General features: G+C 50.6%; 16 protein-coding genes. 8 read left to right on the top strand and 8 right to left on the bottom strand.

Going from position 1 to position 13,548, the window contains the following annotated elements; genetic code table 11:
• From A1332_RS23110 to A1332_RS23120, 3 genes are all read right to left on the bottom strand, one after another.
• A partial coding sequence (locus A1332_RS23110; protein ID WP_157204096.1) for a class I SAM-dependent methyltransferase occupies positions 1-480 on the bottom strand: 480 nt, incomplete at its 3' end.
• Positions 481-797: 317 nt separating this feature from the next.
• A complete protein-coding gene (locus A1332_RS23115; RefSeq protein ID WP_064010749.1) occupies positions 798-1,673 on the bottom strand; it encodes an EamA family transporter in 876 nt (291 codons plus the stop codon).
• 6 nt (positions 1,674-1,679) lie between these two features.
• A complete protein-coding gene (locus tag A1332_RS23120) occupies positions 1,680-2,108 on the bottom strand; it encodes a VOC family protein (protein WP_064010750.1) in 429 nt (142 codons plus the stop codon).
• A gap of 142 nt (positions 2,109-2,250) precedes the next feature.
• Here A1332_RS23120 and A1332_RS23125 point away from each other — a divergent pair, with 142 nt between their 5' ends.
• On the top strand, positions 2,251-3,126 hold the full coding sequence (locus tag A1332_RS23125) for a LysR family transcriptional regulator (protein WP_197491548.1): 876 nt from the start codon (positions 2,251-2,253) through the stop codon (positions 3,124-3,126).
• A gap of 32 nt (positions 3,127-3,158) precedes the next feature.
• Here A1332_RS23125 and A1332_RS23130 read toward each other — a convergent pair whose 3' ends face one another.
• From A1332_RS23130 to A1332_RS23140, 3 genes are all read right to left on the bottom strand, one after another.
• Positions 3,159-3,596, bottom strand: coding sequence for an SRPBCC domain-containing protein (locus A1332_RS23130; RefSeq protein ID WP_064010751.1), 438 nt, complete (start codon positions 3,594-3,596; stop codon positions 3,159-3,161).
• Positions 3,597-3,621: 25 nt separating this feature from the next.
• On the bottom strand, positions 3,622-4,173 hold the full coding sequence (locus A1332_RS23135; protein ID WP_064010752.1) for a cysteine hydrolase family protein: 552 nt from the start codon (positions 4,171-4,173) through the stop codon (positions 3,622-3,624).
• A 167-nt stretch (positions 4,174-4,340) separates the two neighbouring features.
• Positions 4,341-4,757, bottom strand: a complete 417-nt coding sequence (locus A1332_RS23140) for a helix-turn-helix domain-containing protein (protein ID WP_026600824.1) — start codon at positions 4,755-4,757, stop codon at positions 4,341-4,343.
• 137 nt (positions 4,758-4,894) lie between these two features.
• Between A1332_RS23140 and tmpT the strand changes: the two genes are divergently transcribed.
• From tmpT to A1332_RS23155, 3 genes are all read left to right on the top strand, one after another.
• Positions 4,895-5,539 carry a thiopurine S-methyltransferase gene (gene tmpT, locus A1332_RS23145; protein ID WP_064010753.1) on the top strand — a complete coding sequence of 215 codons (645 nt, stop codon included), beginning with the start codon at positions 4,895-4,897 and terminating at the stop codon, positions 5,537-5,539.
• An 11-nt stretch (positions 5,540-5,550) separates the two neighbouring features.
• Positions 5,551-6,354, top strand: coding sequence for a sulfite exporter TauE/SafE family protein (locus tag A1332_RS23150; protein ID WP_064010754.1), 804 nt, complete (start codon positions 5,551-5,553; stop codon positions 6,352-6,354).
• Between the two features lie 430 nt (positions 6,355-6,784).
• Entirely contained in the window at positions 6,785-7,024 is a 240-nt protein-coding gene (locus A1332_RS23155; RefSeq protein ID WP_157204097.1) for a hypothetical protein, read from the top strand.
• Between the two features lie 197 nt (positions 7,025-7,221).
• On the opposite strand, the gene A1332_RS23160 is transcribed toward A1332_RS23155, so the two are convergent.
• The gene (locus tag A1332_RS23160) at positions 7,222-7,716 is read right to left on the bottom strand and encodes a hypothetical protein (protein ID WP_064010756.1); all 495 of its coding nucleotides are present in this window, start codon (positions 7,714-7,716) and stop codon (positions 7,222-7,224) included.
• Between the two features lie 616 nt (positions 7,717-8,332).
• On the opposite strand from A1332_RS23160, the gene A1332_RS23165 reads away from it, so the two are divergent.
• Positions 8,333-9,853, top strand: coding sequence for a fumarate hydratase (locus A1332_RS23165; RefSeq protein WP_064010757.1), 1,521 nt, complete (start codon positions 8,333-8,335; stop codon positions 9,851-9,853).
• A gap of 43 nt (positions 9,854-9,896) precedes the next feature.
• On the opposite strand, the gene A1332_RS23170 is transcribed toward A1332_RS23165, so the two are convergent.
• Positions 9,897-10,466, bottom strand: coding sequence for a Uma2 family endonuclease (locus tag A1332_RS23170; RefSeq protein WP_064010758.1), 570 nt, complete (start codon positions 10,464-10,466; stop codon positions 9,897-9,899).
• A 153-nt stretch (positions 10,467-10,619) separates the two neighbouring features.
• On the opposite strand from A1332_RS23170, the gene A1332_RS23175 reads away from it, so the two are divergent.
• The 3 genes from A1332_RS23175 to A1332_RS23185 all read left to right on the top strand — a co-directional run bounded on the left by A1332_RS23175 (position 10,620) and on the right by A1332_RS23185 (position 13,547).
• Positions 10,620-11,624 (top strand): AraC family transcriptional regulator, encoded by a 1,005-nt coding sequence (locus A1332_RS23175; protein ID WP_064010759.1) that lies wholly within the window; start codon positions 10,620-10,622, stop codon positions 11,622-11,624.
• A 163-nt stretch (positions 11,625-11,787) separates the two neighbouring features.
• Positions 11,788-13,077, top strand: a complete 1,290-nt coding sequence (locus A1332_RS23180; protein WP_064010760.1) for an NAD(P)H-binding protein — start codon at positions 11,788-11,790, stop codon at positions 13,075-13,077.
• Positions 13,074-13,547: a DUF2269 family protein gene (locus tag A1332_RS23185; RefSeq protein WP_064010761.1), complete on the top strand. Its 474-nt coding sequence runs from the start codon at positions 13,074-13,076 to the stop codon at positions 13,545-13,547. Before A1332_RS23180 ends, A1332_RS23185 begins: the two co-directional genes overlap by 4 nt.
• The last annotated feature ends 1 nt before the right edge of the window (position 13,548 follow it).

Raw genomic sequence — 13,548 nt, forward strand, 5'->3', positions numbered from 1 at the left:
GGCTGGCTCGAATAACTCAGCCCCCCAGGTTGTAATTGCCAGGCGCCCGCCAGGCCGGACTTGGCGCCACAATTCCCTGACCGCGGTGGCCATATCAGGCACGAAAAAGATCCCAAACACGCAAACGACGGCATCAAAATAACCATCGGGATAAGCTAACGCGAGCATGTCGCTAACCCGAAAATCCAGGTTCTCAAGACCATCGGCTTTGGCTTTTTCAGCCGCCATCGCCAACAATTTTTCCGCCAGATCGACGGCAACCACTCGGCCGGCTACGCCAACCTTTCGCGCCGCCGGCAGGGCTGAAGCGCCGGTTCCGGAACAAACATCCAATACCCTGTTTCCTTCTCTTAACCCCAATCGCTCGATGGTGTTATTGCCGAATCGGCTCCAAAACGTATTGGCCGGGTGATCGAATAAATCGGCGGCGGTGTTATAGGCATGCGCGGTTTTCTTACTGACTACCAAATGTGATTCCATTTCAACTCCTGAAAAATTATTCAAATTTTAATCATGGATAGCTGCCTTACATCAGTGACCATCCGGATTGCATCAATATAAAGGTTTACATAATTGGAAGGTCAAGCAGAATTAGGGGGGCATGATGATCGTCAGATGACATCGACCAGCGGCGCTGGTAGTGCCGAAGGCATCCGAGTTCCATTGCCAGCACTTCCAACATTCGTCTCTGTCCCCCCTTTACTTCTTGGAAATCGACAAGCGTTATCGGAAGGAGGCCATTCGTGCAAAGTGTTGAGCAACTGATGATTTACTAAACCGATGTGCCGGCTAGATGGCTATTTAGCATGTACTGTTGCAACGGATAGATTGCTTATCAGGCCGAACAATAACAATGTCGAGCCGACGAATGCCGATATGGAAAGCGTTTCTCCCCAAAACAGGCAACCGATCGATAGGCCTATAATCGGCGTCAATAAGGAAAATGATGCAACGGTGGTCGCGGGATAATGCCGCAGCAATCGATTCCAGGCCAAAGTGCCTATCAATAACGCGCCTAGCGACTGGTAAAGCACTGCTATCGTTACCGAGACGGAGGTTGCAGTGTTTAAGTTAAAAATCGCAGTATGGTTTTCAAACTCGGCACTCAGACATGCCAGTATTACGGCCGGAATCAATGATGCCCAGACGACAAAGGCCAGGGAGTCGGAGCGTTGTCCGGCGGTTGCTACCATTCTGACGACGATATTTCCCGATGCCCAGCCGGCAGCGCCCATTAAACTCAACGCCATGGCAATCGTCGGCACCTCGGCGGATTCATCGCTCGCGATAATGCTTAAGCCCGCCAGCGCCAGTCCCAGAGACAAGCCTTTACGTATGTTGAGCGACTCCAATCGTAAAATCATACCGAACAGCATCGTGAAAAATACCTGCGATTGCGCCAAGACAGAGCTAAGGCTCGTTGGCATCCCGTGATGAATCGCCAGAAACAGGCCGCTGAACTGAACTGCGCCCCAGCCTAGTCCGTAAACAACTATCGTTCGCCAGCTAGTGTTTGGTCGTGGAACAAACGGTATCAGCAATGCCACCAATCCGAAGCGGAGACTGGCAAAAGCCAGCGGCGGTAAATCCTGTAACCCCCAACGGATTACCGAAAAACTGCCGCCCCAAACCAGCACACACAATAAGGCGAGCGCAATGTGTCGTGGTGCCATCGCCGGTCAGACTCCAACGACCGAACAAATCACCACGCGCCAACCATCCGGATCTGCATAGGTTCGGCTTTTATCCAACCAATAAGGATTTTCCGGCGCTACTTCTTCAGCACCGACAGAGGCAAGATTTTCAAAAAATGTTTGTCGCTGATCAGCATTGGTGACGTATAACACCAGAAGGTTTTCGGCGGAAGGCATTGAGCATGGAGCTCCGGATGCATACTGGGTAAATTCCAGGTGATAGTCACGCCCGGGTAAGCCGAGCATGACGCCGTCATAGCCGGAATGGTTTTTAAATGAACCGATCACCGGCAAACCCAGACCGTCGCGGTAAAAACGAACAACGGCAGCCAATTGATTGGTGGGTCTGGCAACCCTAATTTGAGCAAAGTTGATACCGTTGGGAAATTCGATGGATAATTTTGAATTAGACATTTTAATCTCCTGACACTGGCCCGATACCACCACGGTTACCGCTAAACCAGTGGCGTACAGTTTCAGTTATTATTAAGATGAATAGAAATGAAGAAATTGTACGTGGCTTATGAATACAGTGCATGACTTGAGGCGTATAGATTTGAACCTGCTGGTGGTTCTGGACGCACTTTTAGAAGAGCGGCACATCTCGCGCGCGGCAACTCGATTAGCAATGACGCAGCCGGCGGTTAGCCATGCACTCAATCGCCTGCGCGATCTCATAGGCGATCCATTATTAGTGCGGGTCGGCAATGAAATGCGCTTAACGGCTAAAGCAGCAGCCTTGCTAAGGCCGTTAGCCGATGCCCTGACTCATGTCCGCAATGTCGTCATGTCAGAGCCGTTTTCGCCTGAAAATTGCCAGAGAACCTTTCGCCTGGGCATGTCTGATTATGGCTCTGCAGTTGTTCTGCCAGGGCTGTTGCAGCGTCTTCGCGCCGAGGCTCCGGGTGTTAATCTGGTTGTGACCCAATCATCGCGACTGGAGATGTTGCGACAAGTGACGGAAAGCGAATTGGACGGTGCAATTGGTGTGTTTCCGATGATGCCGGAGGAACTGGAAAGCGATACTCTTTTTCAAGAACGCTTTGTGTTGGTAACGGATCGCCGCAATCTAACGGAGCAAAACGGCCTATCGCTTAGCCATTACCTTGAGGCCCCGCATATCCATGTTTCGGTGCAAGCCATGCACCACAGCCATGTCGATAAGGCTCTGGCCGCGCTCGGAGCGCAACGCCGCATAGCGGTGCTGGTGCCGCATTTTACGGTTGCCGCCGACTTATTGGTCGGAACGGATTTGTTGCTAACCATTGCCGCGCGCGCCATCAATATGGAAAAAATCTCCCCCGACTTAGTTGTCTTGGAGCCGCCGTTCGCAATACCCGGCTTCGACTTCGTATCGATCTGGCGTGCGGGAGCCGACCGGAATCTCGAACTGACCTGGCTGCGCTCAAGCATCAGGGCTATCGGGTTGTGAGGCACGCTGTAGAAAGCAAAAGACTTGCATCGTCAGGCCTCAGCGCGGGCCTTGATGGCCAGATTCATCGCTTCAAAGCCCATTTTGGTATCTTGCTCAAGGCTCTTTTTGAATAACGGCACCAGCAGGCCGCTGAAACGCTCGCTCTGCGTAAAGCGGATGCGTCCATCGGCGATAGGCTCAATGACAAACCGATGTTCGCCATCGAAGAGATTGGGAAACAAGAAATGTCCCAGCCAGCGTAGTTCCTTTCCCGGTTCGACAGCAAAAACGCGCGGCCGAAACGTCATGGCTTTTCCGTTGCTGGGCTGAATCCGCACTTTAAGCCTCGCATCCAGTTTTACTTCACCTTCTATGTTGAGAATAAACGGATTCCATTCCGGATAAGCCGGGAACTCGGTAAGAATGGACCAGACGTGTTCCGGCTCGGCAGCTATTTCGATTTCAGTATGTAACCGATAGGTATTCATGGGCTTTCTCTGAAGTTAACGTGGTTTAAGTAAAATCGGTCAATATTTCGTCCGTGCCTCTAACCTTGCAGAACTCGCCGTCAAGGCTGGCCAAATGCACGTTATGGATGGCGTCAGCGGAGATATTGACGCCGTCGAGCCCACGGCGATTAAAAGTGGCGGTCGCGTCGGACACAAGTATGGTTCCATAGCCGAGATTGCCCGCCATGCGGGTTGTGGTGGAGACGCAATGGTCGGTGGTGAAACCCGCGATGATAAGGTTATGTATGCCGTGTTCTTTAAGAAACTGATCCAGACCCGTTCCAATGAAAGCACTATTCACCTGCTTGCCGAAGACCGGTTCGCCGTCTATGGGTTGGGCTTCAGGTTTGAAATCACAGCCCGGTTGATCAGGCGCTAACGGCGAATTTGCAGTAGCGGAAAGGTGTTGAATATGGATTATCGGTAACGACAACGTTCGCCAACGCGCCAGCAGCCGGGCAATGTTCCGTTCTGCATCAGGGTTATTTCTGATGCCCCATTTCGGGTGATCAAAACCCTGCTGCACATCAATTAAAATTAAAGCCGTTCGTTTCATAGGATACTCAGTTATTTAGCATTAAAAAAACCGTGATATAGAACCGTAGCCTCGGTATACGATTTTCTCATCCGAGAGCAAGCACCGATTTAGAAGCGATCACACATGGCACATGTTAATACCCTAAACAATCAGTAAAGCCGAGCTGAGATAATCGCACTCATCACTTAAATTTTGTCCTTCAATTTATTTGGCTGCCTGAACCGATGTTTACCCGCAACTCGGAGGAGGCGACGAAATTTTGGACACTCAAAATGGCTGGGCGCATTGCAGACCGCTGCATGGCGAAGTCCATCACGCATAGCCGTCAGTTCATTAATTTTTCTATCCAACTCATCCGCCTTGGCCAAAAGCAACGTTCTATCGATGTCAGGCCCTTCAGGGGTAAACATCTCGCCGATCTCATCAAGCGAGAAACCGGCACCGCGCGCCAAAGCAATTAATGCCAGACGCTCCAACACATCGCCACTGAATATACGGCGTAACCCTATTCGCCCTGTAGACCGAATCAATCCTTTCTCTTCATAAAAACGCAACGTGGAGGCCGGTAATCCCGATGCCTTAGTAACCTCAGTAATATCCATACATTTTCCTGTTGAAATTAATGCTTGACCTCAAGTTGACTTGAACTTTTATCCTAGGCTCGAAAATAACGGTTTTTCAAGACTGAAACACCAAATAAATGTTGAATTTTAATAGGCTAATGATTTAAGGAGTCGAGATGGAAGCAAGTTTCTGGCATCAAAAATGGGAACGCGGTGAGATTGCATTTCATGAAAGCGAGGCAAACCAACATCTGGTCGCGCATTTTAAAGAATTACATCTGAAAAAAGGCAGTCGCGTGTTTCTGCCGTTGTGCGGTAAGACCAGGGATATAGCGTGGTTGCTTAGCAGAGGTTATCGAGTGGCTGGCGCGGAATTGAGCAAACTCGCCGTTAGCGAGTTGTTCAATGAACTTGGCTTAGAGCCAAAAACCTTTAAGGCTGGAAAATTGACCCAATACAGTGCTAAAGACATAGACATATTCGTCGGTGATATTTTCGACGTGTCTACCGAGCTTCTTGGTGCCATAAACGCGATATACGATCGGGCAGCCTTAGTTGCCCTGCCATCCGGCTTACGGGAGCACTATACGTCGCATCTGATGAACATAAGTGGCACGGCAGCGCAGTTGCTGATTACTTATGAATACGACCAACTGCAGATGGATGGGCCTCCGTTTTCAGTGACCGAAAACGAAGTAAAGCAACATTATGAGGCTGCTTACCGGCTGAAGTCTGTTGAAAGCAAGAATATTGAAGGTGGATTGAAGGGCGAAGTTGCAGCAACGGAGACCGTCTGGTTACTCCAAAACGCTAATAAATAAGTTGGTTTTACATGCCAAGTGTTGAATGGATATTGCTGTACCTTTTGATGGGGGCTTTGGCGGGCTTTATCGCGGGCTTACTGGGACTTGGTGGCGGTGGAATTCTGGTTCCTATGCTGTCATCCATTTTTCTTTACCAAGGCATTAGCGTAGAAAAAGTAGTTCATGTGGCATTGGGAACGTCATTGGCTTGCATGATTATTTCTTCAGCCGCAAGCGTCCACGCACATGTTTCACGAAACGCGGTTGACTGGCAGATCGTTCGCGGAATGTCTCCGGGAATCATCCTTGGTTCTATTCTGACTACCCAGTTGGCCGCTAACTTTAGCGCAGCCTATATTGCCCTGTTTTTTGCGCTGTTTATAGCGATTGTAGCGGTGCAAATGTTTATGAATTGGCAGCCCAACCCCCGTCAAATGTCGATGAGCTTCCGCGGACTAGCTACGGCTGGAGTGTGTATCGGATCAGTATCAACACTTGCTGCAGTGGGTGGAGGTTTTCTGACTATTGGCTACTTGGTATATAGGAATGTGGCTATAAAAAAAGCCATTGGTTCCTCGGCGGCAATTGGATTACCTATCGCTGTCACGGGCACAATTGGTTACATGATTAACGGCTGGTATGAGACATTAAGCAACCCCTATGTCATTGGGTTTATAAATGTGCCAGCATTTTTAGCGATCTCTACCGCTAGCGCTATTGTCACCCCCTGCGGCGTTGCCTGCTCCCATAGACTGCCAGTAAATTATTTGAAAAAGGTATTCGCTATTATTTCGCTGATTTTGAGTATAACGATGCTAGTTTCGCTCGTTTAATATGGGGATAGATATTATGCTCAACATTGCCATAACCAGGGGCGAAAATTGGCCCGATAAAGGATTTCTTGGTTATGACGAACGTTATCGGTTGGTGGCTTTAGCGCACATTTGCTATTTTACAGAAACTCCTAATCGTCTGTTGATGGCCGATTGGATGAGATCACCAACGGCTGCTTTGTGGCCCTCCAATTCGCAGAATCAAGATATTTCAGACTGGCCGGTTTGGAGAAACGTGACGGACCGGAATGGGTCGATAACACCAATTCAATCACAGCTAAGCTCTAATGCTGTAATAAATCGCGACATAACTCAATGTTACATTGGTACCAGTACAAATGTACTAACTCGGCGACGAATGATAAACGGCCGCTAATTTTTCCTCGTCTTGAATGTTCACCTTGTCTGCCGGATACCGGCGAGTATCGGCTTGATACCTAAAAAAATTGGCCGAGATTTTCGGAAGATTGTCTCGGACCCGAAAAAGATTGAAGTAGATGAACAAAAGATCGACCGGATACTTTCGAAGATCGACAGGATACTCCGAAAACTGGGCGAGGTAGCTGGTAAGGTCAGCGGGGTGCTTCTGAAGTACCCCGCCGACCTTCCGAAGCAGCCCCTCGATGCCGGGCGAGCATTAGGCGCGGTACCCGAATGCAGCTTCGGCTAAACGCCATTCCAGGCCAGACAATAGAACGGGCCGGTGCCCCATATGATTGTTATTAACCCGGCCCTCAAATATTGTTGCTCCCGCGAAGGCGGGAGCCCAGCGCCTATAATGGATTCCCGCCTTCGCGGGAATGACGAATCCAGGGAATTTAAGGGCCGGGTTAATAAATGCATCCTGTCGCCGCAGGCGCCAAATCGTCATCGCACCTGAGCATCCGCCACCACCGGCGCAGCTTTCACGCCACCACCACCGGGAAAACGAGTGCGCAAATCGTCATACAAGGTCTGGGCGTTGGGACGTCCGCGCTTGGCGGCTTCGCGGACGCTCTGGTAATAAGCCAGATTAGCCATCCAGATATCTTGATTGACTACCATCAAGGTATCGTCGACTTGTTGGGTCAGAGCATTGAGTGTGCTCCAAAACTCCAGAATCCGCGCGCGCAAAGCGCGGTCGCGCGCTACTTCCGCCAAATCCAGAAAGCCCGGTACGAATTCGGCGTGGTTGCTCATATATAGCGTACATTTTTCGTCGAAACCGATGGATTTTTCACCCATCTTAGCCATTTCCCGACGTTCCTGAGGATGTAGCGAAACCAAGAACGGCAGTTTGTCGCGCACCAGTGCCAGTGCATCCTTGACGGCTTGAATGTCTTCGGCGCTGATGCTTGCGGAGATTAGATTATCGTTGGGCATGAATAAACTCCTGATTTTTACATTGAAAAAACCGGCGAGCGATTCACCGGAGCACTTAAAAGCGGCGTAATGCCAGCCAAAAAATGAATCGGATCGACCGTCGAATCCAGGCTATGGTTGGCGGTTGTTAGATACCTAATTAATCGATATAAATATTTAGAGGTCTATCTTCAGGCTAATGGGCCAAATTGGATGGTTGATATAAAAGCTTTTATAAATCTAAAGATTGTCTAGTACTAGACATGAAGAAAGCATGACATAGAGGTTAGATTATTTGGCTTAAAATAGCCAGAAACGACCTAACATGGCAAGTGACGCGTTTTTCCATCCGCACCGGGACCGGTAGATGTCGTGTTCCCTGTAGTTCAAAAAAATTGCCAGGGGTGTGATGGTCTTGATTCGCGTACACATTACGAGAATGTCGGCGGTAAGGTTTACATTGCCATGACAGGAAAATTCCGTAAGTGTCGCTTAACCGAGGCGAAATAGGCGATACCGGACCAATACCTGTTTGCCCAAATCTTCTTCCAAAAATGGCGAGGCAAACCCAAAAATACTCAACCGCTTGGCGCTTCGTGGTAAATTTTGATCTGTTTCTTAAGCCTTCGATTCCGCCATGACCACCATTCGCCAAGACGATTTCATCCAAAGCATCGCCGATGCCTTGCAGTACATTTCCTATTACCACCCGCAAGATTTTATCCAGGCCTTGCATGCGGCTTATCAAAAAGAGCAAAGCCCGGCAGCCAAGGATGCGATGGCGCAGATTCTGATTAACTCGCGGATGTGCGCCGAAGGACGCCGGCCGATTTGTCAGGACACCGGGATCGTCACGGTGTTTTTGAAGATTGGTATGGAGGTGCGCTGGGACGCCAAGCTGGGTGTCAGCGAAATGGTCAACGAAGGCGTACGCCGGGCTTATCTGCATCCGGATAACGTGTTGCGTGCCTCGATCCTGTCCGATCCGGCCGGCAAACGCATCAATACCAAAGACAACACCCCGGCGGTGATCCATATGGAATTGGTGCCCGGCGATAAAGTAGACGTGGAAGTGGCGGCGAAGGGCGGCGGTTCGGAAGCCAAATCCAAATTCGTCATGCTCAATCCGGCCGACAGCATCGTCGATTGGGTGATGAAAACCGTACCGACCATGGGCGCTGGCTGGTGTCCGCCCGGTATTTTGGGTATCGGCATCGGCGGCACCGCTGAGAAAGCCATGATTTTGGCCAAACAGGCTTGCATGGGTTCTATCGATATTCAGGACTTGATCGCGCGCGGCCCCAGCAATGCGTTGGAAGAGTTGCGGCTGGAGTTGTACGACAAGGTCAACGCGCTAGGCATCGGTGCCCAAGGTCTGGGGGGGCTGACCACGGTGCTGGATGTGAAAATCCTGGATTACCCGACTCACGCCGCCAACAAACCGGTGGCGATGATCCCAAACTGCGCCGCCACCCGTCACGCCCATTTCGTATTGGACGGCTCGGGCCCAGCCGTATTAACGCCGCCTAAATTATCCGATTGGCCGGAAATCACGCAATCTGCCAGCACGGCGCGGCGGGTCAATATCGACGGCCTGACCAAGCAAGACGTTGCCGACTGGAAACCGGGCGAAACCTTGTTGCTCAGCGGTACGCTATTGACCGGCCGCGACGCCGCCCATAAGCGTATCGTTGATTTGTTGAACAAAGGCGAACCCTTGCCGAACGGCGTCGATTTAAAAGACAAATTCATTTATTACGTCGGCCCGGTCGATGCGGTACGTGACGAAGTGGTTGGCCCGGCGGGTCCGACTACAGCCACCAGGATGGACAGCTTTACCGAGACAGTGCTGGAAAAAACAGGTCTGCTGGGCATGATAGGTAAATCCGAACGCGGCCCTGTAGCGATAACAGCCATTGCTAAGCACCAAGCCGTCTATTTGATCGCGGTCGGCGGCGCGGCATATTTAGTGTCAAAAGCTATCAAACAAGCGCGTGTCGTGGCGTTTCCTGAGCTGGGTATGGAAGCGATTCACGAATTTGTGGTGGAAGATATGCCGGTGACGGTGGCGGTGGATAGTCGCGGGGAGTCGATCCACAATACCGCACCGAAGGAATGGCAATCAAAAATCGGCAAAATTCCGGTGGTGTTGGCGTAAGTTCTAAGTAGATCGGAAAATTAGAGACGCAGGGATTGCGTCTCTAAGCCACATCGTCGAACGCTATCCCCTCATAAATTTCGGCAACGGCCAATTCCAAGCCAATAGACTGCAACACTGCCCGATCACCGGCTTGATAAAGCCGTAAATCCCATTGATTGTCGCGGCTATAGCATTCGACTCGTTGTGTATCTTGAGCAATCAGCACGTATTCTTCCAGACTGGATAGTTTGCGGTAATGGTGAAACTTTTCGGCGCGGTCGTAGCGTTCGGTGGTGTCAGATAACACTTCGATAATCAACTTCGGCTGGCTGTTGTAATGTTCGGCGGTGTCGGTCGCAGAACAGGTAATATGCAAATCCGGGTAAAAGAAACAGTCATCCTGGGCGGTTTGGATATTCACCTTCATATCTGAATTGAAAACCCGACAGGGTGTGCCGCGTAAATGCGAAAAAACCAAGCCAGACAGGTTCATGCTGATAATGTTGTGTGACCTTTTCGCCCCTGCCATCGCATAAACATCACCATTAATATATTCGTGCTTGATGTCGCTGACCAATTCGCCTTGCAGATAATCCGCCACGCTGATCGATAATTTTTCCGCTAAAGCCATCTGCGTTTCCTCTTGTTCGACAAGCTGTGATTTTAGCGGCTACCGGCGTTAAGCGATAGCACCCAGCTAAAACCATGCACTGTACCCGGCTGCCGATTAGCCGGCATGAAAAATACTGGCTAAACTCAAAACGTCTTTTCCGCTTGGTCTGCCATGCAAATCGCTTCTTTATTATTCATCGGGTTTTCTTTGGGCGCGGCACTGTTGTTAATCATCGGCAAGCTCTTGCAGCGCCAGGAATTGCAACGCGGCTCTGCGCCATGGGCCGGATTTTTGTTGATCGCCGGCTTGGCAGGCATTCAAACTTTGCATCTGGGCTGGATATTAAACCGATTCGATTACCTGCACTCTGCGCTGTATTTGCTACTGCTATACAGCATCGCCCCCAGCTTTTATTTCTACAGCCGGCAGTTATTGCTTACCCAAGTTCACTGTCGCTGGCACGACGGCCTGCACGTTTTACCGTTAGTATTGTGCTTTAGCTTGCCTTACCACCTGGCCTTACCCGGCGCATTTTTAATCGGCAGCGGATATTTGCTGTGGCTGGCAAAAACGGTCTATGCACTGCGCGAACAACGCCGGCGTTTTCATCTGGAGCTGTTGGCATTGGGGACTTTGTTTGCGATTGCCCTGGCGGTGTTGGTGTTGGGGTTTATTTGGCCCTTGCTCAATGAAACCGACTTTATCGGTGCTTACAGTATCTTGATTGGTATGGCCTTTTTTGCGGTGGCGTTGACCTTACTGCGTTTCCCCGGCATCGCCGCCGACGTGTCGGAAGCGGTGCAAGCGGCTTATGCGGAATCGACATTAAAAAATGTAGATAAGTCCGCAGTGCTGGCCAAGCTCGATTTGTTGATGACACAGGACAAACTATATGCGCTGGAAACTCTAAATCTAGCCCTGCTGGCTGAGCAATTGGAGGTGAGTCAGCATCAGTTGTCGGAACTGATCAATACCGAATTTCAACAAGGCTTTTCCCGCTACATCCGCGAGCAGCGCATAGCCGCAGCGAAAAAACTGCTATTGGCAGAACCCAATGCGTCGGTATTGTCGATTGGCCTGACAGTGGGCTTCAGCACTCAGTCCAACTTTTATGCGGCGTTTCGCGACATCGTCGGTGTGGCGCCAGGACAATTTCGCAAAACGCACGCCGTCTAAAGAAAAAAACTCCATTTTTATCATTTTGTAAATATATATGACGTTGATATTTATGGGTTTATATCCAGCGTAAATTATTTATATTCCTGTCCTATCAATCTGGAAGTTCGTCCAAATTGCTGTCGTTAACCTGCTCCTGCCTCTCAACTTTTGGAGCAAAACCATGAATATTCTATTAACCGGCGCGACCGGTTTTATCGGCAACGCCGTACTACGCGAGTTGCTGCGGCAGGGTCACCAGGTCACTGCCTGTTGCCGTCACCCCGAACGCCTGCTGATCGATCATCCAAACCTGACCCCATTAAAATTGGACTTCGCCAAGGCCGGTGCAATCGACTCCTGGCTGCCGCTTCTGCAAAACATCGATGCAATCGTCAATTGCGTGGGCATTATTGCCGAGAACAATAACCGGAGCTTTGCCCAATTGCAAACCCAAGCGCCGGTAGCCTTGTTTGAGGCAGGTGCCCAAGCCGGGGTAAAAAAGATCGTGCAACTTTCAGCTCTTGGTGCCGATGCGGATGCGGAATCGGCTTACCACCTGAGTAAAAAAGCCGCAGACGTTGCCTTACAGGAATTGGTCGTAGACTGGTTTGTACTGCAACCGTCGCTGGTTTACGGCCACGGCGGACAAAGTAGTGGCTTGTTTCATGCCTTTGCGGCCTTACCAGTGCACTTGCTACCGGATGGTGGATACCAGCTTTTACAACCCATTCACATCGATGATGTAGCCGCTACGGTCTGTCGTTGTCTTGAGCCCGCTGTTTCCGGCCGTAAGACCTTGGCCTTGGTCGGCCCCAGTCCGATAACTTATGCGGACTGGCTGCAAGGGCTCAGGCGGCGACTGGGCAAACCCATGGCAAAAACGTGCTCCATTCCTTACCACTATGCGATGACCATGGCCGGCTTGGGCAAATGGCTGGACGAGCCGATTTTGAGCAAAGATAACGTAGCGATGCTGAATCGAGGCAATAGCGCAGATTCAGGTCCGCTCACTCAATTTTTGGGTCGTGCGCCCGTCAACTTGAACGAGCAATGGTTCGAACAAGCGGCCAGCCAGGCCGAGCGTTGGCATGCCGGCTTGTATTTTTTTAAGCCTTTGTTGCTATACACGATTGCCTTCGTCTGGTTATGGAGCGGCATCACATCGCTGTTTTTCTACCCGCATCAACTCAGTTACCAATTGTTGGCGCCGCTCGGGGTCAACGGCTTGGGCGCGCCAATAGCTTTATACGGTTTGGCGGCAATGGATATTGCCATGGGTCTGGCAACTTTAGTGCGGTTTCGGATCAACAAACTGCTGCTTTGGCAGTTCTGGATCGTCCTGGGCTATAGCCTGGTAGTGGCGTTGCGCTTGCCGGAGTTTGTTTTCCACCCGTTCGGCCCACTACTGAAAAACCTGCCGTTTTTAATGTGTTTGTTGATGGTTAGAGCAATCGAAGGAGAACAGTCATGATGTATTTATCGTTAAAATTGATCCACATCCTCAGCGCCATCGTGCTGTTCGGCTTGGGTGCCGGCACGGTGTTTTACAAAGTAATGGCCGACAAAAGCGGCGATCATGCGGCAATCGCGACAACCAGCAAACATGTAGTGTTGGCCGATTGGTGGTTCACCACACCGACCGTGATTATCCAGCCGCTAACCGGCGTCTTATTGGCCGAGCAATTGTCGGCATCGTTCGGCGACGGCTGGCTGTGTTGGACGTTGGTGCTGTATTTAATCACCGGACTGTGCTGGTTGCCGGTGGTGATCTTGCAGATCCGCATGCGTGACATTGCCGTCGAGTCGCTAGCTCAAGGCCGGGCCTTGCCCTATCTGTACCACTATTATTCCAAGATATGGCTATGGTTGGGCGTGCCGGCCTTCTTCGGCATGATAGGCATCACCACCTTGATGGTATTTCACAACTCACTCTGGAGCTAAG

The sequence above is a fragment of the Methylomonas methanica genome, assembly GCF_001644035.1.
Lineage (GTDB): Bacteria > Pseudomonadota > Gammaproteobacteria > Methylococcales > Methylomonadaceae > Methylomonas > Methylomonas methanica_A.